The organism is Photobacterium jeanii, from assembly GCF_001650345.1.
GTDB classification, from domain to species: Bacteria; Pseudomonadota; Gammaproteobacteria; order Enterobacterales; family Vibrionaceae; genus Photobacterium; species Photobacterium jeanii.
Genome location: NZ_LVHF01000033.1, coordinates 446,220 through 467,966, shown reverse-complemented (window position 1 = coordinate 467,966; position 21,747 = coordinate 446,220). Strand labels below are relative to the sequence as shown.

The 21,747-nt window shown below is 45.5% G+C and carries 16 protein-coding genes; 6 read left to right on the top strand and 10 right to left on the bottom strand.

The features are described from left to right. Positions 1–11: 11 nt before the first annotated feature. The 7 genes from A3K86_RS19510 to malE form a co-directional block, all read right to left on the bottom strand. Positions 12–1,208 carry a carbohydrate porin gene (locus A3K86_RS19510; protein ID WP_068337068.1) on the bottom strand — a complete coding sequence of 399 codons (1,197 nt, stop codon included), beginning with the start codon at positions 1,206–1,208 and terminating at the stop codon, positions 12–14. A 136-nt stretch (positions 1,209–1,344) separates the two neighbouring features. Then, the gene (locus tag A3K86_RS19505) at positions 1,345–1,938 is read right to left on the bottom strand and encodes a DUF3299 domain-containing protein (protein ID WP_232322032.1); all 594 of its coding nucleotides are present in this window, start codon (positions 1,936–1,938) and stop codon (positions 1,345–1,347) included. Between the two features lie 152 nt (positions 1,939–2,090). Continuing rightward, on the bottom strand, positions 2,091–3,419 hold the full coding sequence (locus A3K86_RS19500) for a metal-dependent hydrolase family protein (RefSeq protein ID WP_068335331.1): 1,329 nt from the start codon (positions 3,417–3,419) through the stop codon (positions 2,091–2,093). A gap of 139 nt (positions 3,420–3,558) precedes the next feature. Next, positions 3,559–4,569, bottom strand: coding sequence for a helix-turn-helix domain-containing protein (locus A3K86_RS19495; RefSeq protein ID WP_068335327.1), 1,011 nt, complete (start codon positions 4,567–4,569; stop codon positions 3,559–3,561). 137 nt (positions 4,570–4,706) lie between these two features. Continuing rightward, on the bottom strand, positions 4,707–5,597 hold the full coding sequence (gene malG, locus A3K86_RS19490; RefSeq protein ID WP_068335325.1) for a maltose ABC transporter permease MalG: 891 nt from the start codon (positions 5,595–5,597) through the stop codon (positions 4,707–4,709). Between the two features lie 12 nt (positions 5,598–5,609). After that, positions 5,610–7,199: a maltose ABC transporter permease MalF gene (malF, locus tag A3K86_RS19485; RefSeq protein ID WP_068335322.1), complete on the bottom strand. Its 1,590-nt coding sequence runs from the start codon at positions 7,197–7,199 to the stop codon at positions 5,610–5,612. A 63-nt stretch (positions 7,200–7,262) separates the two neighbouring features. Further along, entirely contained in the window at positions 7,263–8,444 is a 1,182-nt protein-coding gene (gene malE, locus A3K86_RS19480) for a maltose/maltodextrin ABC transporter substrate-binding protein MalE (protein ID WP_068335321.1), read from the bottom strand. A 660-nt stretch (positions 8,445–9,104) separates the two neighbouring features. Here malE and malK point away from each other — a divergent pair. After that, entirely contained in the window at positions 9,105–10,214 is a 1,110-nt protein-coding gene (gene malK / locus A3K86_RS19475; protein ID WP_068335320.1) for a maltose/maltodextrin ABC transporter ATP-binding protein MalK, read from the top strand. Positions 10,215–10,311: 97 nt separating this feature from the next. On the opposite strand, the gene A3K86_RS19470 is transcribed toward malK, so the two are convergent. Further along, positions 10,312–11,259, bottom strand: a complete 948-nt coding sequence (locus tag A3K86_RS19470) for a universal stress protein (protein WP_068335317.1) — start codon at positions 11,257–11,259, stop codon at positions 10,312–10,314. Between the two features lie 242 nt (positions 11,260–11,501). Continuing rightward, positions 11,502–13,367 (bottom strand): BCCT family transporter, encoded by a 1,866-nt coding sequence (locus tag A3K86_RS19465; RefSeq protein ID WP_068337062.1) that lies wholly within the window; start codon positions 13,365–13,367, stop codon positions 11,502–11,504. Positions 13,368–13,658: 291 nt separating this feature from the next. Between A3K86_RS19465 and A3K86_RS19460 the strand changes: the two genes are divergently transcribed. The 5 genes from A3K86_RS19460 (at position 13,659) to glgX (ending at position 19,648) form a co-directional block, all read left to right on the top strand. After that, entirely contained in the window at positions 13,659–13,841 is a 183-nt protein-coding gene (locus tag A3K86_RS19460; RefSeq protein ID WP_068335314.1) for a hypothetical protein, read from the top strand. A gap of 162 nt (positions 13,842–14,003) precedes the next feature. Further along, positions 14,004–14,345, top strand: a complete 342-nt coding sequence (locus A3K86_RS19455) for a hypothetical protein (protein WP_068335312.1) — start codon at positions 14,004–14,006, stop codon at positions 14,343–14,345. Between the two features lie 944 nt (positions 14,346–15,289). Beyond that, the gene (locus A3K86_RS19450; RefSeq protein WP_198160457.1) at positions 15,290–16,600 is read left to right on the top strand and encodes a maltoporin; all 1,311 of its coding nucleotides are present in this window, start codon (positions 15,290–15,292) and stop codon (positions 16,598–16,600) included. 157 nt (positions 16,601–16,757) lie between these two features. Next, positions 16,758–17,573 (top strand): MalM family protein, encoded by an 816-nt coding sequence (locus A3K86_RS19445; protein WP_068335307.1) that lies wholly within the window; start codon positions 16,758–16,760, stop codon positions 17,571–17,573. A 146-nt stretch (positions 17,574–17,719) separates the two neighbouring features. Continuing rightward, complete coding sequence (gene glgX / locus A3K86_RS19440; RefSeq protein WP_068335302.1) at positions 17,720–19,648, top strand: glycogen debranching protein GlgX; 1,929 nt, start codon at positions 17,720–17,722, stop codon at positions 19,646–19,648. A 93-nt stretch (positions 19,649–19,741) separates the two neighbouring features. Here glgX and A3K86_RS19435 read toward each other — a convergent pair whose 3' ends face one another. Next, positions 19,742–21,625 carry a methyl-accepting chemotaxis protein gene (locus A3K86_RS19435; RefSeq protein ID WP_068335299.1) on the bottom strand — a complete coding sequence of 628 codons (1,884 nt, stop codon included), beginning with the start codon at positions 21,623–21,625 and terminating at the stop codon, positions 19,742–19,744. Between the last annotated feature and the right edge of the window lie 122 nt (positions 21,626–21,747).

The window sequence follows — 21,747 nt, the reverse complement described above, 5'->3', positions numbered from 1 at the left end:
ACATGACATGGTCACATAAAGATCCGCATCCTAACGCCAAACACCCATGCACTGCTTTCTTGCGAGAAAACAGGATCTTTGATGTATTGAATATCAGGGGTAATTTGCACGTGATCGCCAAACTGCATGTTGTAATAAACTTCTGCGGTGTATTGCTCACCGCCGCCAAATGCCACTTCATTGGTTTCAGCCCAGTTCAAAGCAACGCCTAAGTTGTTCGTTGCTTTCCCCAAACCGAAATACCCTAAACCAACGCTGAGAGACTTGTCGTATAAGGCAACGTCACCTTCTGAAAAACCACCTCGCACAAAGGGCATCAACTGTTCGGTCACAAAATAACTGGCTGAAAAATTAATCCCTTTGCCACCCTCTCCGGTTGCATTGCTGTGACGGGTATTTTTCCCGAAATCCCATAACGTGATATGCACATTATCGGTAAAAATTTGCTCTTGTGAGGCCGTCCAACCCAACTCGACCGTGGTAAAAAACTCACTTTCATCAAACAAAGTGTTGAAGCCATCAAAAATATCATCCGACTTACCATTGGCGTCCGCAATACCTGCGACTACATAGACATTATCAGTCAACATGTGCCCGACCGATAACGCTAACACACCATCATCTGGCAACCCCATCGCACCTGCGCCAGTTGAAAACGCCAAATTACTAAAACCAGTCCACGGACTTGCAAGCGCATAGGTGTCGACATAATCCGTCACATCTTGCCAGCCAGCAATCACCGAGGTTCTGCCTTGATTAAACTTCTGCTTCCAATGTAAGTTCGTCACTCGAAAGCCTTGGTCACTAAAAGCCGAACCAATGATGCCAACATAACCCAGTCCTTCAGGCCCACCAGATACATCATCAATGAACGCAACATTCTTTGGTGCGGTATCACTGTAAGCGTGCCGATGCTCAACCTTCCATACTATTCCACCCAAGTTACCCGACTCTCGGCCCACTAAATCCCATGAGCCATAAAACCGCGCGACACCAGAAGAACGGTTCGCATCACCTCCCCTCGCCCCATTCGCTGAGCCTACGGCAAACACATTGTAGTCCGCCCCTAAAGTCAGCCCATTTTCCGCCAGCTCTTCTCGCCACGATTGCTGTGACGCCGTTTGTTGAGCAATGGTATTTTCTACCGAGTCAGGGCTTTCAAAATTTGCCGCAGCAACATTGGTGCTCACCAGTAAAGGAAAAAACATTACTAATGGTTTAATAGAGTCGGCTCGGTAATGACGTTTCTTAATCATCAATCGTGTTCTCATGTCTTAGATATCCTGTCGATGAGTATAAGAATGGCGACTAGCAATCATTGCCATTTGATGACGTTTGAAAATATTATTCGTAATCTCGAATATCGACAGCACTCATTTGATACACAGTTTCGACATCGGCCACACCGTCAACATAACTCACATCGGCTTTGGCGCGCTTCATAACAAGCTCTCCTGAAACCCACACTGGTGAATACAAGGATTTCATCTTGAGCCCCTGCGGATAACTCACCAACACAATCTGGTTGGCTGGTGGTGGGGGCGTATGAATACATGCCCCAGATGTAGGTACCAAAAAGAATTTGGTCACTACATCATTGTCAAACTCAACAGGCGTTACAAAACCCGGAATGTCGTAACGCTTTCCTACTAACGTCATATTTGGCTCAGTCGCCATACGGCGACGATGTTGCATCACCTCAATGCGTTTCGAGAACAACCAGTTAACATCCAGCCCCTCGTCTTTTAGTTTGGAGGTAATGGCTTTTTTATCGGCAACTTGCTGTGGTGACAAAGAAGCAAGCATATCGAGCTTAGCCAAAGTACCCAGCTCAAATAACTGTTCATCGCTAAGCAATAAGAATGGATCTTCAATTTGGGGGATATCGGGTTGCAAATCAGCCCAACCCAGTTGTTGCGCCACAGAACTTGATGCCATCAATGACCATATTGAAACTACAGCGCTTATTAACACTGTTTTCATCCGCACAACCAACACGCTCATGGATCGCCTCGCAGTCTTGATTAAAACCAGCCATAGTATGAATAAAGAAGAGAGAGCTCTTTCGCTCCCTCTTTGAATAAGCATGCCTACAGCTCATTTTTATGGATTTTTCCGTCTTTCATCACCAACTTGAACTTGTCTTTGTAGTTGTTCAACACGGTAATATCTTCGAGCGGGTTGCCATCAATCAACACTAAATCCGCGTACGCACCAGACTCAATGACGCCCAATTTTCCGTATTTATATGGGTTCATTCCACCAGACCAACTTAACACTTCTGCTGCATTGGACGTCCCCATCTTCATGATTTCAAACGGGGTAAACCCGACTTCTTTCATCCATACCATATTATCGGCTTGGCGCGTGTTATAAGCAGGGCCAAACATATCCCCACCCGTAACAATCAAAACGTCATGCTTACGTGCCCAACCAAACATCTGCTTGGCACCGCTATTTACCTTCGCCGCTTTGCTTTTCTGATCTGGGCTAAAGAAGGTGATTTTGTCAGGCTCTGCAAAGGCTTCAAGTGACATAACCGCTTGTGCTGACAACGCCACACCTTCTTCTTTCATTCGTTTAATGGTGTCTTCAGAAACCAAGAAGTTGTGCTCGATGACTCGGATACCGGCATCAATCGCACGATTAACCGAGCGATCGTGATAGGCGTGCGCCATTACATAAGTACCGTAATCTTCCGCCACACCAACGATGGCTTTCATTTCCTGCTCAGAAAATTGCGTCATATGAATGGGATCAAATTCACTGGCAACACCGCCGCCCGCCATAATTTTGATTTGTGTGGCACCTGCACGAAGATTTTGACGTGCCGCACGCCGCGCTTCAGTTACACCATCAACGATATAACCAAAACCATGACGCTCAAGATCATCGACCCGCCCAGGTACATCATTAAAGCTCCCCGTATCTGCATGCCCACCAGTTTGGCTCAGAAAACCACCAGCAGGGAATAATCGCGGCCCATCAAGCAAACCGTTATTAATGGCTTTTGCCATCCCAAGAATATTGCAGCCAGCATCTCGAGCTGTGGTAAAGCCTTGGTCAAGGTATTGCATCATCGCGACATGTGCACGCGCTCCCATCGCCATTTGATCATAACCATCACGCCCCACCAGCATGCCTTCTTGAATACAAAAATGAGCATGCATATCGATCAACCCGGGGATCATAGTCATGCCTTTGCCATCGATAACCGTCGCATCATCAACTTTTATAGGATCAGCTGAAATTTGGGTGATGAGGTTATCCTCGACCAGCACATGGTGATCTTCGAATAACTTATCTTCTACCCCATTAAAAATATTGACGTTTTTGATAATGGTGGACGCAGCATTTGCTTCCATCGCTAATGATGTTGCAACCGCAAGCAAAGTTATCTTCAACGCTGGATATTTCATTTGTGCACCTTTGAAGTCCGTAGCAGGGTCAAATCCAACTATCAGCATAGTTGGCGCACGGAAAAGACAAGCTTCAAATTTGGGACAAAAAATACAGTCACAAACAGCAGAACAAAAGAAGTAAACGAGAAGGTATGCGTTACCGATGAAGCTTACGATATTGGCTGGGAGTCATCTTCATTTGGCGTTTAAAAGCACGAGTAAAATGAGCAGAATCAGAATAACCTAATTTAATGGCGATAGCGGTTATGGGGTGCGAGGACGTTTTGAGCATAGTTAAAGCATGCTCTAATACCATTTGTTCAATAACATCACTGTAGGTGACACCTTCAATATCTAGACGGCGCTGTATCGTACGGACATTAAGATTCAGAATTTGAGCTGCCCACTTAATAGGTAACTTCCCTGTTGATAAATAAGGGCTTATAACCAGTTTGAAAACCGCAAGAAACGATGAAGGGATTGCGTCACCTAGATCACACCCTTCACTGCTTTCCTTTAGCTGTGCAGGCTGATTTAGCACATCATCAGGCAGTAATATCGCAGTGACTGGGCGTGTCGTATAAAACTGAACGTCTCTTAGTTGCGGCAAAAATTGAAAGTCAGTCGCATCATGGTGCTGAATCCCAATTTCTTTCGCCTGCCACTCATCCCCAATCAGCGACGCCAGCAACTCGTTAAGAAAAATAACGGAAAACCACTCTGCATACATAAACCACGCTTCGTCGCTAAAGGCTTTTTCACGCACTAACCACGACTTCCCGCCCGCTTGTTGGAGTGACACCTTGCCACCACTTGATGCTAATGGCAGCAGCTCACCAAACGTATCAATCGCTTGTTTAACGGTTGGATTAGTTGATTGCAGGCATGCTGCGACTTGTTGAAGAAACCTAGGTACATACGCTTGTTTACAAGCTAGCCAAACATTAACGGCAAAATCTTCTTTGCAGGTTTGCTCCCCTAACCTCGCAATCAGGTTTTTAATGGTATTTTCAGGAAGATGAGTATATGTTGCGTTAAACACATCGTTAGGAATACCAGCATCACGCAGCAAAGCATAACTTTCATGCTCAACATCTTTAAATAAGCTTAAAAAGAACATGACGTCTTCTCGCTTTACTGCGGTAATCGCCTCTACCTTCTTTGCCATATGCTGTTAACCATGAATTACTAAGTGCTGTAAGTATATAAAAAAAGGGAGTAACGAATATAACCATAAGGCTACTTCATTACTCCCTTCGCTGATCGGCGTTTCACATAAGACGCCGATATCTGTTTGTTAATCTATTAACCTTTCACACCACCAGCCGTTAGGCCACCTACCAAGAATTTCTGTGCTAGCAAGAACACTGCGGTGATAGGAAGTGCCGATAATACTGCCGCCGCCGCGAAATCACCCCATAGGTAGTTTTGTGGGTACAGGTACTGCTGCATACCAACTGCCAAGGTGTAAGAGTCAACATCACGCAGTAGTAACGACGCAACGGGTACCTCGGTTACCGCGGCAATGAAAGATAGAATGAATACAACCGCTAGAATTGGCACAGACAGTGGTAGCAGTACCATACGGAATGCTTGCCATGGCGTTGCGCCATCCAATGCTGCCGCCTCTTCTAGTGAGCCGTCGATTGATTCAAAATACCCTTTGATTGTCCATACGTGTAGTGCAATACCGCCCATGTAAGCAAATACCACCCCACCATGCGTGTTCATACCAAGGAATGGTACATAAGCGCCTAGACGGTCAAACAATGCGTACAATGCAACCAGTGCTAATACCGCTGGGAACATTTGGAAAATCAGCATCGAACGAAGGATTAGCGTTTTACCAGCGAACTTCATACGGGCAAAAGCGTACGCACAGGTTGTCGATAGCGTTACGATACCAATCGCGGTTAAGCCCGCCACTTTCACTGAGTTCCACAACCAAGTCAGCACAGGAAACGGCGGTGGCGTTACTGTACCGTCGGCATTTTCAACCGCGATACCAAGTGCTAGCTTCCAGTGTTCTAGTGATGGGTTAGATGGGATCAACTCACCCGAGGCGTAGTTACCTTCGCGGAACGAGATTGCAATCACCATCAGTAGTGGGAACATAATCAGCCCAAGGAAAACCCACATCCCAATATGGGTAGCCCATAGTCTGTACTTTAATGATTTAGGTTGAACCATAGCCATGTTCAGGACCCCTTATTCAGATTCAAGCTTGGTGAACTTCATGTTCAGTAGCGACAAGCCGCCCACCAACAAGAAGATAATGGTTGCGATAGCGCCTGCTAGACCGAAGTCTTGACCACCAGCACCTTCAAACGCGATACGGTAGGTGTAACTTACCAATAGATCCGTGTGACCTGCTGGAACACTAGTACCAATCATATCTGGCGCACCATTGGTCAATAGCTGAATCAGTACGAAGTTGTTGAAGTTAAACGCAAAGCTCGCAATCAATAGTGGAATCATTGGCTTCACAAGCAAAGGTAGCGTGATGTTCATGAAGTTATCGATAGGGCCAGCGCCATCCATTGCTGATGCTTCGTACAAGTCTTCAGGAATCGCTTTTAACAGGCCCATCGCTAGGATCATCATGTACGGGTAGCCCAACCATGTATTCACAATCACGATCATGGTTTTAGCTAAGAATGGGTCGGTAAACCACGCAGGGCTAATACCGAATAACCCTTCCAGTACTTGGTTAATTTCACCAAAGCTTTGGTTGAACAAACCTTTAAAGATCAGAATCGAGATAAACGCTGGTACCGCATAAGGAAGAATCAGCAGCACTCGGTAAACGCCACGGCCTTTTAGCTCTTCCCACGAAACGATTTGTGCTAACACCACACCTACAGCCAGCGTCAGAACTACAGTTAGCGCCGAGAACAACACTGTCCATACAAAGATTTTGAAGAAAGGACCTTGGATACCTGGATCAGTGAAGATACGAACAAAGTTGTCCATACCAATGTTAACAATAAAGCCAGGAGAAAGAGGCTCACCAACAAAAGCACCATTGTCGTCAACTGCTTGGTAGTTACCGATTTCCCAATTTGGTTTCAGCGTGATGTTCTCACGCTGATTGATCAGCGTTTCGCCATCTTCTTGCAGTACATAAACAGGTTGGATTTCAGCAAAGTTACGCAAGCCCGACATTTTCAGTTCAGTACCATCAGCCGAAGCTAAGGTAATAGCAGACAATGCAGCACGGTTACTGATCACCACTTTTAGCGGCGCTTTATCACCTTGTGGTGCTTCAGAACGGCTCAGTAGAATGTCTTGCTCAGGTAGCTGTGCCAGATCAAGGCTGTCGGTCACATACCACTGACCATCTTCTTGAATTGCAATATTGTACAAGCCATTTTGCTCATACATAGAGAATTTGTAACTGTCACCGCTCTGGTAGGTTTGCTGAAGTAAAACGCTTTGAGCGCGATCGAAGCTCAGCTGGTTACTACCACTGTAGTTAGTGAATGCTAACCCAATGGTGTACATTAGCGGGAAGATGATGAATAAGATCATCCCAGCAACACCAGGGTAAATGTAGCGGTGGGCATAGGTAGATTTACGGGCAAAAACATACACACCAAGAGCGGTTAACACCAAAGTTAACAACGCGAATGCGTATTCACCACGAGCGTACATTAGAATCGTGGCGTAGCCGTTAATTAAACTTACCAATCCTAACGAGGCCCATTTCAGCCATTTCTTATGGTTGAGGGTAGTTTTCGTTGAATTTTCCATGTCGGAAGCGTCTATCGCCATGTCGGCAGCTTGATGAGACTGCATTAGTGATCCTCACAGTACTTCTTTTCGAGGGGAGCAACAAGGCTCCCCTCGGGATGGGTGGTGTTACTTGGTGATGCGTTCTGCAACAGTATTCAATGCGTCTTCAACAGATTGGCGACCTGTTACTACGTTATTGATTGCTGCTTTTTCTGCATACCAGAATGCCGACATTTGAGGGATGTTAGGCATAACTTCACCGTTCATTGCGTTGTCCATTGTCGCGGCAATGCGAGCATCTTTGCTTAGCTCTTTCTGGAACGATTTAAGTGCCACAGCACCTAGTGGTGTGTCATCGTTCACTTTGCGTAGACCATCATTAGTCAGTAGGTAGTTCTCAATGAACTCTACCGCTAGATCTTGGTTTGGCGACGCAGTGCTGATACCCGCAGTTAGTACACCAACAAATGGTTTTGATGGGTTACCGTTTAGTTTTGGCAGTACAGCTACACCGTAATCGATACCTGCTTTATCAATGTTCGCCCAAGACCATGGGCCATTGATTGTCATCGCAACTTCACCTTTGTTGAAGCCTGACTCTGCAATAGTGTAGTCAACGTCTGGTGCAATCACGCCGCCATCAACTAAACCTTTCACAAACGTCATTGCACGTTTTGCGCCAGCGTTGTTTACGCCCACGTCTTTCGCATCGTAGCCGTTTGCAGTGAATTTGAACGCGTAGCCACCGTCAGCTGCAAGTACCGGCCATGTGAAGAACGGTTCTTGTAGGTTCCACATGATGGCTTTCTTGCCGTCTTTTTGTAGCTTCTTATCTAGCGCCGCAATGTCTTCCCAGTTTTTAGGTGGCGTTTTGATAAGTGCTTTGTTGTAAATAAGAGAAAGTGCCTCTACCGCTACTGGGTAGCCTACGTACTTACCGTTGTAAGAAACCGCATCCCATGTGAAGTCAACGAACTTGCCTTTAAAATCAGCAGATGGTTTTACTTCAGCCAACAGACCCGCTTGCGCATAGCCACCGAAACGGTCGTGTGCCCAGAAGATAATGTCAGGACCATCGCCAGTCGATGCTTGTTGTGGGAATTTTTCTTCCAGTTTATCAGGGTGAGAAACAGTCACTTTAATACCTGTGTCTGCTTCAAATTGTTTACCTACCTCTGCTAAACCGTTGTAGCCCTTGTCACCATTGATCCAGATGGTCAATTGACCTTCTTCAATTGCAGCGTGCGCATTGATTGAACCAAGTGCGGCTAGGGTACAAAGCGCTACAGTACTGAGGACTTTCTTCATTTTTAACATCCTTCGTGATTGTTATTTTAAGTGGGTGAAGTCATGCGCTTCACACCTCAATTTCAGTCTTCATCATCCATCACTCCCCCGCAACTCACATCCTCCCGTCTACTACGCCCCCAACGGGTAAGAATCAAAAGCGTGATCATCGTCATTCCGGCTTAGTGATAGAGATCTAAATTCGGGGTTGTTTTGTGATAGATGACACATGGTATGAGTGCATAAAAAAAACCTCACGCCCTTGAATAACAAAGTGTGATCTCGGTACTCCTCCCCCTCTGTCACCCTAATTAAATTTTGATCGAGGAGGATGTTTTCCTACGCCTAATTATCAACAATAGCCTCATCCCAACAGGGGTGTTGAAGATGTGATAGCAGATGGTATTGGTTTCCTTTTCTATAGCCATCTTGTTATCAACGCATGATATGTTTTTTTTGACCAGACAGGTTCAGGTGCAGACATACCGCTTGAATCGTAAATCGCATGATTTCTTGGGGAAGTAAATCATGTGTGCTTGGTAAGGTAGCGGACTTTCTCCGCCAGAGGCGATTGCCGCTACTGTTTTTTCTTTTTGTATTTTCTTACCAGATTTTACCTGCCAGTGGCCCTTTCAATGATATGGTGCTGTCAGGCGACAACAAAACTAGAGGAAAGGCTCGATGACGAGTGTTACTTTACGAAATGTATGTAAAGCATATGGAGATAACCTGATTTCCAAGAATGTCGATCTCGACATCGCTGAAGGGGAATTCGTTGTATTCGTTGGGCCATCAGGTTGTGGTAAATCTACCCTACTACGCTGTATTGCGGGCCTTGAAGACATCACATCCGGTGACTTATTCATTGGCGACAAACGCATGAATGATGTACCACCATCGGAACGTGGCGTGGGTATGGTGTTCCAATCTTACGCCCTATACCCTCACTTGAATCTATTCGACAACATGTCGTTTGGTATGAAGTTGGCAAAAGCCGATAAAACTGAAACTAAACGCCGTGTCGACAACGCAGCTGAAATTCTACAGCTAGGTCACTTACTTGAGCGCAAACCAAAAGCGCTTTCAGGTGGTCAGCGTCAACGTGTTGCTATTGGTCGTACACTTGTTGCTCAGCCTGACGTTTTCCTACTAGATGAACCACTCTCTAACCTAGATGCCGCACTGCGTGTACAAATGCGTATCGAGCTATCTAAACTGCACAAGCAACTTGGTAGCACCATGATCTACGTGACCCACGATCAGGTGGAAGCAATGACCATGGCTGACAAAATTGTGGTACTCGATGCAGGTTTCGTATCACAAGTCGGTAAACCGCTAGAGCTATACCACTACCCTGCTAACCGTTTCGTCGCTGGCTTTATTGGCTCACCTAAGATGAATTTCATGAGTGTGTTCATCGAGCAAGTGGAAGATGACCGCGTAATGGTGCAACTTGCTAACGGTAAGGCCTTCTGGATCCCTGTTGATGGTCGTACAGTGACTCGCGGCGAGCGTATGTCTCTGGGTATTCGCCCTGAGCACTTAGTACACTGTGAAGATGGCGATGCTTGCATCGAAGGTAAAGTGCTGGTGGTTGAGAAACTAGGACACGAAACCCAAGTTTACCTAAACCTAAACGGTGTGGATGCTGACTTCATTTACCGTCAAAGCGACACCCTAAATATTGAATCAGGTGAAACATTCAAAGTAGGTATTCCTGCTCACCGTTGTCACCTATTCCACAGCGATGGCACCGCTTGCCAGCGTCTGCACAAAGAAGAAGGCGTATAACGCCAGACTTCATTGTCTCCCCCGATATCAAGCTGGTAGCTAGTCACTACCAGCTTTTTTTATCCACTTCGCAACACCTCACCCACAACCCCAACGATTAAGCGTCTGATTGTTGTAATACGGGCGATTGGAAGCTGTCGGGTTTTAACGTGATCACTGAGCAATCAAGCTGATTAAGAACGGACTCTGCGGTATTACCCATTAAAAAGCCCGCGACACCTGTACGCGACAAGGAGCCTAAGATCACTAAATCGACCTGATGATTGACCACATATTCTGGTAACACAGCGCGGGTTTCACCTTCCAATAACTCGACTTTCTTAGTGACGGTACTGTCTTGATAAGGTCCCAGTAACGCTTGTAGCCGCTCTAAACGTTCATCGCGCATCTTCTTCGACAATAGCGCAATATCAATATCTTCGTAACCACTCCATTTTCGCAAAAAACCTTCCGATTCAAGACGCCACGCATGTGTGAGCGTTAGCTCTGCTCCCACCATGTCGCAGTATTCGACCGCCAGAGCCACTATCTGCTCATTAAAGGCATGGTAGTCCTGATTCGTTAAATCAATCGCTGCTATTACCCGCTTCACCTCTGTCGCATCTGTGCTGATAGACCAAATGGGAACTTCTGATTTTCGCATTAGGTTCAATGTATTACTGCCACGCTGACAAGCGATAGTTTTGTTTTCGCGATGAGAATCAATCACCACCATACTGGCGTGACTTGCCTGAGCTTGCTTGATGATCTCAATAGAGGGAATGCCAATTCTGATCTGAGTGTGAAAGTGGATATTGTGGTAGCGGTGTTTCAACGTCTGGACATGTTGCTTTAGTGCATCGTGATAAACCTGAGTCGCCTTATCTAAAATATTCAGTGTCGTCCCCGAATAGCGGTAAATCTCTTTAAACTCAGCCAACTCTTCAATAACGGCAAGTAAAGTTACATGCGAGGCTTGTTGATCAGCGATATTAAATACTTGCTCGAATGATTCTTTAATCGCCTGCTCAGGTACAATTGGGATCAATAAGTGGCTAAAGTTCATATTCCCTCCTCATCCAGTCATCTCGACATCAACGCAATTATTTACAACTTACTCAATTAGCATAGGTAACATCTTTTAGCCTAGCTGAAATCCGATCCGGTTTAGGTGTAAGAAATTAAAGACAGGAGGTACAGAAAAGAAAGCCCCATCATCGACTAAGCAATAATGGGGCTGATTATGGATACCTTTATGCGTCACTCAAAGGTAGGCAAAAACTAAGAAATGTAAGTAATGACTAAGCCTTACGATGCAGTCGGTGTTTCCGCTTCTTCTTCGTCCAGCTCACGCTGACGCATCAAGTCATTAAACTCAATCCGTGCCGCTTGCGCGGCCTCTGAAGCTTCGAGTTTCTGCTCTTTGGCAATAATCGCAGCACTGTTCAGGCGCTCTAGCTCTTCCATCCACTCAGCTGGAATCGCTTCATCTTCAGTATCATAGCTACCACGCGCTAACGCTTGGGCGCGAATGCGTTTTTTCATTTTCCAAATCGCATTCAACGCCGCACGTTCATTCACTGCCGCATCAATCGCGGTGTCGCGTAATTGCTCAAACTTGGCTAATGCCACCCCTTCTTTCGACCAAGGATCAACTTCAGGTAACTCTTCAATATTGATCACAGGATCTTCGTAACCGTCTTGGTGCGTCAAATCTAAGGTTGCCGCCTTCACCGCTGATACCATCAACATCACCGCAATCACCAGCAGTGGTAAACCACCAACAATCGCCGCCGTTTGTAGAGTGGATAAACCGCCCATAAACAGCAATACCGATGGCATGAAAGATAAAGCAAATGCCCAGAACAAGCGGTTCCAGCGCATAGGATCGCCGGTAATATTGGTTTGCACCACCGAGGCCAAAATATAAGAAATGGAATCAAACGTGGTTGCCGTGAAGATCAAACACAGCAAGGTGAACACCGCGATAACCAAGGTGCTCATTGGTAATTGCTCTAAGATCGAGAAGATCGCTTTGTTCGCCCCCTCACTATTTAAGATACCAACCACATCCAACGCACCTGATAGCTGGAGCGATAAGCCGTAGTTACCCAAGATCATGAAAAACAGAAAGCAGCCCATCGAGCCAAAGAAGATCGATCCTGTGACCATTTGCTTAATTGTGCGACCACGAGAGATCCGCGCGACAAATAAACCCATGCTAGGAGCAAAAACCAACCACCAAGCCCAGTAGAAAATGGTCCAATCTTGTGGGAAATGGGTATTTTCAAACGAACCATAACCACCAAATGGCTCTGCCCAAGTTGCCATCACAAAGAAGTTCGACAACATTCGGCCGAGGGAATCTAAGCCCGTTTCCAGCATGAAAATAGTTGGACCGGCACACAAAATAAAGGCCAATAACCCCAACGCGCCCCAGAAGTTAATGTTACTGAGCAGCTTGATCCCTTTTTCCATTCCCGCATAAGCTGAGTATGCAAAGATAGCGGTGCAGATCAGTAGCACTACAATTTGGGTGGTGGTCGTTTTCGGAATACCGAATAAATAGTTCACCCCTTCGGTGATCAAGGGCGCTGCTAAGCCAAGCGTGGTTGCACCACCACCTAACAGACCGAAAATGAACAACACATCGATCAATTTGCCCAGCCAACCATGGCTACGTGCTTCACCGATAACAGGCATCAGTGCAGCCGACACTTTCAGTACTGGTTGTTTACGTACATAGAAAAAGTAAGCAATCGGTAATGCTGGCACTAAGTAAATGGCCCAAGCAATCGGCCCCCAATGGAAGATACCGTAGGTTGCCGCCCAGCGGATCGCTTCTTCACTCCCCGGCTCTAACTGAAACGGCGGCGCCTGATAGTAATACGCCCACTCAATGGCTCCCCAATACAAAATACTGGCACCGATGCCACCACAAAATAGCATCGCGGCCCATGAGGCGGTGGCAAATTCAGGCTGCTCATCAGGATCGCCTAACTTAATCTGACCAATATCGGAAAAAACGATATAAATCATAAAGAAAAATGCGGCAATACCTAACCCTAAGTACAGAAAGCCGAGCTTATCTGTCATGAAGGCTTTGGCTAACGCAATTTTTTCAGCGCCTTGTTCCGGGAAAAATAAAAGAGGAAGGACAACGGAAATCAGCATTCCAAGTGCCCCAAAAAAGGTTGGTTTATCTATTAAATCAAATCGTCCAGGCTTGCTCGCCTCGTCACGTTGTTCGCTTCGATTCACTGTGTCTCCTTGACAGCAATAATCCAAAATGGATAGCGCGATATTCAAGGGTTACTCACATGAACACAAACCAACTCTTTCATGATCAAGACAAGCATTTTTCATCATCGCTAAGCGACGATTTTCCTCACCTGCGAGAGTGATCAGCAGGGTATACACTATTAAAGAAGTCTGTTGATACAACTATCACTGGAGGATTGTCTGATGCATAACAAAGAGCGACTCGAAGATCTGGAACTCCGTATCGCTATGGCGTATGAAGAAGGGCTATATCACGAAGCAGCAAAGCTAGAGCAGCAACTGACTATATTGCGCGGCAAGCAAAATCTGTACGACAGAAATGAGCCTTACTCCATTGAAGGACGGGTGTTTTTTGATGACGAATAAAGGATAAGACTTCTCCCCTCTTTTTCTCGCACTTGATGGACTGACCACAGCATTCCATCAAGTGCGCTTTCAGCTCTAAAAATTAGCTAGCTTCACGCCCTGAAATAAATCATTCAAGCAACGGTCTTTGTAGATGACGTTCATTAGCTAAAGGGCATCATCATGGTCACTAAACTCACCATCAGCATTCTGGCACTTGGCATTAGCTTTGCCGCATCAGCCGATCTCACGAATATCGGCAGTTACGACCAACAAGGCATCTACCAACCGGGTTATACCAATTACGCCCACGCAAAAGAAAGGGCATTCGGTAAAGCAACACCTCAAACAGACAGTAAACAACAAGCCAATATCGGCTACGCAGAACCTAACTATGTTAATTACCGAGCCAAACACAGCAGCAAAGGGCCGACATTAACGCGCCAACAACAGCTCACAAATATAGGGCAATACCGACACGGTGCTTATGAGCCAAGTTATCTCAATCGTAGCGGTAATAACTAGTGGTAATAAATAGCATGTGCTGCGTACTTTCATGCAAATAAATGCGACCAAAGCAAGCTACCACTTCTATTTTCAATAACGCCGAGCAGTTAATTGCCCATTAAAATTGATAAGGCCATAAATAAAGCCGTATAGGGATGACGGTTTTATTTCTATTTGTCTTTATGGGCGTGCTATTTCAAACTTAACAAGCATAAATTCACTTCATAGAGAATGAAATAACCGACATCCGTTACTACCAGCAAGAAAGATAAATATAGGGTATGAAATACCTTTTAAATCCAGTGAGAAACATCCCAGCAAAACCGTGAGCCACTTCAAGTAATCAACAACAAACGTGCAATTTTCTTCTTAAATTTAAGTAGTTAATTTTGCCGCTAACATTAACAACTTCTTACTCATCACATAATCATTCAGCGACAAACTATAATTCAGCGCTATTTAGCCTCTCCTCCCCCTTGCGGGAGAATAATTAGTGATTAAGTTCAAAAAAAATTCGTGCTTCACTTCACAGCTTTTTCATTTAAGTGATCAACAACACAAATAATCGGAGGAAATAACTAATTCACAATATGAAAGAACAAAGTGTGATCTATACACTCCTCCTCCCCCCTCCTCCCAAAATTAATTCAAATAAGGATGATGCTGTTATTTTCATCTCAGCGCAGAATAACCTCATCCAATTACGGATATGCCTCATACCAATAACGTATTAGGTATTACGAGTTTTACTGCTGAGTTCACTCTATTTCTCATTTACACATTGAGATTTGACCTTACAGGTCGGCGGGGAAAACCCTGATTCCCGCCAATTCTTTGCAAAGAGTTAAAAAATAAGGGCTGCGTCAATAATGTTTGGTCATTCTTGCTCGCACAAAAGCCTAATTGAAATAACGGAAAAACAACAAGAACATAATGTTCCACTTAAGGAGTTAGAAATGAAGATGAGCAAAATCTGCCTTACAGCTGCGGCTGTATCAGCGGCTTTAGTTTCAGCATCTGCAATGGCAGAGGGTGGCGTTGACTTCCACGGTTACATGCGTGCTGGTGCTGGTATTAGCGGCGACAATGGCGGCATGATCTCAGAATCAAAAAATGGTGTTGGTCGTCTAGGTAACGAAAACGACGCTTACGGTGAAATCGGTCTTGGTAAAGAAGTATGGAACCAAGATGGCAAATCTTTCTACCTAGATTCAATGCTTGCAGGCGGCTCAGAATCAAACAAACTATGGAGTGGTCAAAACCCACAAATCGTTCAGTTCAATGCACAAGCTAAAGGTCTTATCGAAGCTGATGCTGACGCAGTGATCTGGGCTGGTAAGCGCTACTACCAACGTCACGACATTCACATCACTGACTTCTACTACTGGAACACATCTGGTGCTGGTGGTGGTATCGAAAACCTATCTGCTGGCCCTGGTAAGCTATCTCTTGCTTGGATCCGCGATGACGTTGACGTGAAAACAACAGCTGAAGAATTCGTTTTCGACTCAAAAACTGGCACTAGCAAAAAGCAAACAGTTCAAAAAACTGAGTCTGTAAACAACAACATCATCGATGTTCGTTACGCAGGTCTAGGTCTTTGGGAAAATGGTTCACTAGAGCTAGGTGTGAATGCTTTCATTCCTAACGAGTCTAAATCACAAAAAGACGCTGAGCTTAAGTCTGAAAACAGCTACATGCTAACTGCTGAGTTAACTCAAGGTGATCTACTAGGTGGCTTCAACAAAACTGTTCTTCAATACGGTACTAACGGTAGTGCAGAACAAATGACCACTTACGGTGCTGGTATGGGTGTTAAAGCGGTAACTAACGCTGATAAAGGCTTCCGTATCATCAACTGGGGTGTGATTGAGCCAGCACAAAACATCGAAGTTGGTCACCAGCTAATGTACGCAAACACTAGCTTCAAGAAAGAGCAAGACGACCACAGTGTTTACAGCATCGTTGTTCGCCCAATGTACAAGTGGAACGACACAATGCGCACTATCGTAGAAGCTGGTTACACAGCTGAGAAGAACGGTGACCTACGTGATGGCGCTATTACAAGCGACTACCTACCAAACACAATGACTGGTGACAAAGCACTTAGCAAGTTCACTGTTGCTCAAGCATGGTCTGCTGGTTCTAGCTTCTGGGCGCGTCCTGAAATCCGCGTATTCGCAAGCTACATCACTGACCACGAAAACGACAAAGCATTCGGCGACAGCAAGTCTGAATACAATGTTGGTATTCAAGCTGAAGCATGGTGGTAAGCACCCGCTTATAGCTAAATTGGCTATCAATGCACTGTCTATGACCGTCATGTTTAGCTAAAAACGCTTAATTTCAGCCAGTCTGCAGAGACTGGCTGTATTTGGTTTAGCCGCTAGCCAAACAGAGTGACTAAACCAAATATAAAAGGAGATAAATATGAAAAAAACAGCTTGTATGCTTATGGTAACCGCACTACTAGGCGGTTGTGTCTCCACACCTGAAACGGTCAATACGCAAGCTCCAACAACAGCTGCGCATCAGATCAATCAATCTATTGCCGATCTCAACTGGCAACCTCTGCAAGCCCCAAGCAGTAGCCAATTCACTATCACAGCAAACAGCCAAAAACTTACGAATGAATTAAGTGCTGGTAACATTGCTGCCTTCAGTTTTCCAGCAACAGAAGGGGCGCTCACTTTCACACTCGACAGCTTTGCTAAGCAGACTGTGTATGCGCCAACGGTGTCGTTTTTTGATGATAACAACACGCTCATCAATCAAATCACAGCCGATCAATTTAGCTACGTCCCTGCGGCAATGCTAAAAGACGATCACTTATCTGGCTCATTAACACTAGTGCCGCCAAAAGATAGCAAAAACATCCGCGTCTTGGTTTCAACCACCCAAGACTCACTAGCAACAACCACGACTTTACTTCACCCAGCAAAAGCCTTTGCCATTGCCCGTAGCACCCAGCCACCAGCAATCAAAGATCCTATTGCTACTCATACCGATCAAGGCAACTTGATGCTAACGGTCGATATTGTCTCTGAGCAAAAAGTACAGGCTACACAACGTACCGACTACGCCCCAAGCCCAGAAGAAAGATCTTCTTACTACTTGAATTCCATTAAGAATGCGGTAAATAATGGAGATCTAGACAAAGCTATGAAACTGCTTGATGAAGCAGAGACGTTAGGCATTCAAGAAGCGCGTCCTACTTTCATCAAAGCGGTTGAAGCTAAGAAGTAAAATCAGGACTCGTATCGTCATCCCACGACCTAACATCATGAATGTTTGATGAAAATGCCTATTTGTGATGTTAGGGATTAAAATAATCAAAAGGATGAGGAGAACAAAGGCTGCCAAGGCAGCCTTTATTGCGTATTGAGGACCCCATGGACTGGCAAGTAACTAAAGGCACCCCTTCCCCACTTGGTGCCAATCTCACAACATCGGGCTGCAATTTTGCAATTCACGCCCCAAATGCAACAGGCTTATCACTGGTGGTGTTTGATCATAATAATGATCATCACACGATCAAACTGCACAAGCAGGTAAACCACATCTATTCCGCCCACGTTGAAGGGCTTAACGCTGGTATGCGCTACGCTTATTGCGTAACTCATAAGGCTAAACCTACCCAATGGCTGATCGACCCATATACTCAAAAGTTGGCTGCAAATCCACTGTGCGAATCGATTCCCGCAAGTGTGTTAGTCGAACATCACTTTGATTGGCAACAGAGTAGTCACCCTAATACCCATCAAGCCAATAGCATTATTTACGAATTGCATGTTAAAGGCTTTACCCACCTTCACCCCGATGTGCCAGCCGAGCTCAGAGGGAAGTACCTAGGTTTATGTCACCCTGCGGTCATCAAGCATTTTCAATCTTTAGGTGTCACCACCCTTCAATTAATGCCCATAGCAACCAGTTTTGATGAAGGGCATCTATCTGAAAAAGAACTCACCAATTTTTGGGGGTATAACCCGCTATGCTGGTTCGCCCCTGATAAGAAGTTTGCAATTGATGACCCAGTAACCGAACTGAAAACCATGGTGCGTACCCTGCACCAACACGGGATCGAAGTGATTTTAGATGTGGTGTACAACCACACGGCTGAAAGTGGTGATGGTGGCCCGGTATTTAACTTTAAGCAGCTAGCACCCAAAACTTACCTCAAAAACAGCCAAGGAAAGTTTGAAAACTACACCGGTTGTGGCAATACGGTTGATCTCAATTACCCACCCGCCTTACGCACAGTGATGGATTCACTACGCCACTGGGTTGAGGAATACCACATCGATGGCTTCCGCTTTGACTTAGCCGCCACGCTGGGGCGTCGTGGACCTTTGTTTGATCGCCGCTCAGCTTTCTTCCAAAGCATTCATCAAGATCCGGCATTGCAGCATGTTAAATTAATCGCCGAACCTTGGGATATTGGTCCCAATGGCTATCAACTTGGCGGCTTTCCTCTAGGTTGGAACGAATGTAACGACAAATTCCGTGATACCACACGTAGCTTTTGGAATCACAAAGCATCACTTGGCGAATTTGCTACCCGCTTAATGGGCTCCCGTGATTTATTCAGCGCCTCTCGTTGGCCTGATAAATTGAGTGTCAACTACGTCAGTTATCACGACGGTTTTACCCTTCAGGATTTGGTGTCTTACAACCAAAAACATAACCACGCCAATAAGGAAAACAACCGTGATGGTCACGGTGATAATCGCTCTTTTAACCATGGCATTGAAGGGCCAACCAACACACCTGCCATCGTTATTCTACGCGAGCGACAAAAACGTAACTTAATCACTAGTTTGCTGTTTAGTTTCGGCATTCCACATATGCTGGCTGTCGATAGCCTATCCCATACTCAGCAAGGCAATAACAATGCTTATTGTCAGGACTCAGCCATTAGTTGGGCCAATTGGCAGCTTGATAACGAACAAACTCAGTTTGCTCAGTGGCTAGAGCGCATAATTAGCGCCCGCAACCAGTACATGGTGCCTTTCATTGAGAGTTTCTGTGGCGAAAGTCGTGGTGAGCACAGAATCAATTGGATGAAGCCAAACAGCCAGCGGTTGCAAGTCGAAGACTGGCATCAGCACGCGCCAATCATGCTGCATTTAGGGCTCTATCATTGCGGGTCTGAACTACTGTATTTAATCAACCCTGATAAAGTTCCAACCCGATTCCGCTTACCAAAAGGTAGCCCGTGGAAGATCGTATGCGATACCGCAGACCTCACCCCGAGTCAGCCAACCGTCTGTACGACTTACATGCAATCAGCGCACTCGATCACGATTTTGCACCGCAGTTGATATCAATGAATTCGACAAACTCCGCACGGAGCTAGATACAAAAACGCCCGAGCAATATGCCCGGGCGTTTTTCATTTTACTAAACACATCGCATTACACGACAAATGCTGCCACTTTATCGTTCAGCGCTTGCGCTTGAGTACTTAGGTGCTGTGCTTGTTCGCGAGAAGATTGTGAATCTAGCGCCAGCTGATCAGTCACGTCTTTGATCGTCGTAGTATTTTGGGTGATCTCATCGGTAACGTGAGTTTGTTCTTCCGCAGCCGTAGCGATTTGGGTCGCCATATCGCTGATCAACGCCACTGAGTTATTAATTTGCTCAAGTGCTGACGTCGCTTGTACGGCATCATCTACTGAACATTGCGCCAGTTGGGTACTGGTTTCCATCAAGCTTACCGCTTTAGTGGTTGTCGTTTGCAGAGTCGCAATCATACTTTGAATTTCTTCAGTTGAAGTATGTGTACGCTGCGACAGCACTCGCACTTCGTCTGCAACTACCGCAAAACCACGACCTTGTTCACCTGCACGTGCAGCCTCAATCGCGGCATTCAGTGCTAGCAAGTTAGTTTGTTCAGCAATACCTTGAATTGTCGACAAGATACTATTAATGCCCTGTGCGTGGCTATTAAGCTCACTGATCACTTGGGTCGCTTCGTTCACTTCCGTCGCCAAGTTATTGATCGACTCACGACTTTGAGTCACGAGTGCGTGACCAGTGGTCGTGTGAGTCGTTGAATCTTGCGCAGCACGTGCTGTCTGTTCAGCGTGAGAAGCAATTTCTTGAGTCGCAGAAGCCATTTCCGTCACGGCTGTTGCCACCAAGGTAATCTCTTCTTGTTGACGGCCCAGCTCATTCGCCGAGTGCTCCGCACGTTTTTGCGCTTCTTCTGACGTATGATTCAGCTCTTCACCCTGAGAGCGAATATGACCAATCAAGGTTTGAAGACTTGCCACAAAACGGTTGAAGTTACGGGCTAAATCACCGACTTCATCTTCAGTATCAATGTTAATACGCTGAGTCAGATCACCGCCACCTTGTGCGATTTTCGCTAACGCATCTGACACTAACTGTAGAGGCTTAAACAAGTAAGCACATAGCATATTGAACAAGAACGCACAGATCACGACAGCTACTAAAGTAGTGAACAGCTGGCTATAAAGTGATTGGTAAAGCGGCGCAACCACAGAGTCGTAATCAACCACAATAACAGTATTCAGGTTTGTACCATGGATTGGAGACACAAACACATAGCTTTCTTTGCCTGTAATATTTTGTAGCGACACTTGATCTGTCATCGCCAAGCGCTTAAGTAAATCGTACGTAAGATCGCTGTCTTTGGCATTTACTGGCTTATTTAATAGCGATGTATCAGCATGCGCGAACACGTTACCTTGGTCGTTAACGATGAACATGTAACCTTCACCAGGTAAAATCACTTCATCAAGCTGCTTAATGATATCAACCATTTCAACGTCGGCACCCAGCACGGCTTGGCGATCAAAAATATTAATCGCTTTACCCATAGATACCACGATCGCACCAGTGGCAGCTGCCACAGTTGGATTCTCTACTGTAACTTGACCATTCAACTTGATGGCATTTTGATACCAATGCCATTGGCGAGGATCGTTGTTACCTGGTGGCAGCACAACTTTATTAGCGTTAACTTGAGAGCCATCATCGAAAGCAAGAAAAACGTTATCGAATTTACCAGAGTCGCGTACTTGGCTAAGGTGGGAAAGTGTGGAGTCAGAAGCGATAGAAGTTGGCATCGCCGAAAGTGCTGTACCCTTAGCATCAAGCCAATCTTGCACATAGTGATTATAGGCAGAAGCCACGCCTTTTAATCGATCACTTAAGTCCTGATCTAAGCGACCTAAAGAAGAAATAAATGATAACGCCGTGACAACCAAGCCACCAAGGATGATAGCAATGCTCGCAGAGACAGCTAACTTCTGCCTTAAAGTTAAATTCATTATTCTTATTACCTTTGTTTCACACCCCTCTGACCAAGCATCAAACCTATCTTATTGAGCTAAAAATGCTAATTTCTCTCAAAAACACGAGTAAAACAAATAATATGTGTTACATGCATTTT

Coding starts and splice junctions, on each gene's coding strand:
- A3K86_RS19510 (WP_068337068.1), bottom strand. CDS start 1,208: ATGTTTTTTCCTTTACTGGTGAGCACCAATGTTGCTGCGGCAAATTTT.
- A3K86_RS19505 (WP_232322032.1), bottom strand. CDS start 1,938: ATGGCATCAAGTTCTGTGGCGCAACAACTGGGTTGGGCTGATTTGCAA.
- A3K86_RS19500 (WP_068335331.1), bottom strand. CDS start 3,419: ATGAAATATCCAGCGTTGAAGATAACTTTGCTTGCGGTTGCAACATCA.
- A3K86_RS19495 (WP_068335327.1), bottom strand. CDS start 4,569: ATGGCAAAGAAGGTAGAGGCGATTACCGCAGTAAAGCGAGAAGACGTC.
- malG (WP_068335325.1), bottom strand. CDS start 5,597: ATGGCTATGGTTCAACCTAAATCATTAAAGTACAGACTATGGGCTACC.
- malF (WP_068335322.1), bottom strand. CDS start 7,199: ATGCAGTCTCATCAAGCTGCCGACATGGCGATAGACGCTTCCGACATG.
- malE (WP_068335321.1), bottom strand. CDS start 8,444: ATGAAGAAAGTCCTCAGTACTGTAGCGCTTTGTACCCTAGCCGCACTT.
- malK (WP_068335320.1), top strand. CDS start 9,105: ATGACGAGTGTTACTTTACGAAATGTATGTAAAGCATATGGAGATAAC.
- A3K86_RS19470 (WP_068335317.1), bottom strand. CDS start 11,259: ATGAACTTTAGCCACTTATTGATCCCAATTGTACCTGAGCAGGCGATT.
- A3K86_RS19465 (WP_068337062.1), bottom strand. CDS start 13,367: ATGCTGATTTCCGTTGTCCTTCCTCTTTTATTTTTCCCGGAACAAGGC.
- A3K86_RS19460 (WP_068335314.1), top strand. CDS start 13,659: ATGCATAACAAAGAGCGACTCGAAGATCTGGAACTCCGTATCGCTATG.
- A3K86_RS19455 (WP_068335312.1), top strand. CDS start 14,004: ATGGTCACTAAACTCACCATCAGCATTCTGGCACTTGGCATTAGCTTT.
- A3K86_RS19450 (WP_198160457.1), top strand. CDS start 15,290: ATGAGCAAAATCTGCCTTACAGCTGCGGCTGTATCAGCGGCTTTAGTT.
- A3K86_RS19445 (WP_068335307.1), top strand. CDS start 16,758: ATGAAAAAAACAGCTTGTATGCTTATGGTAACCGCACTACTAGGCGGT.
- glgX (WP_068335302.1), top strand. CDS start 17,720: ATGGACTGGCAAGTAACTAAAGGCACCCCTTCCCCACTTGGTGCCAAT.
- A3K86_RS19435 (WP_068335299.1), bottom strand. CDS start 21,625: ATGAATTTAACTTTAAGGCAGAAGTTAGCTGTCTCTGCGAGCATTGCT.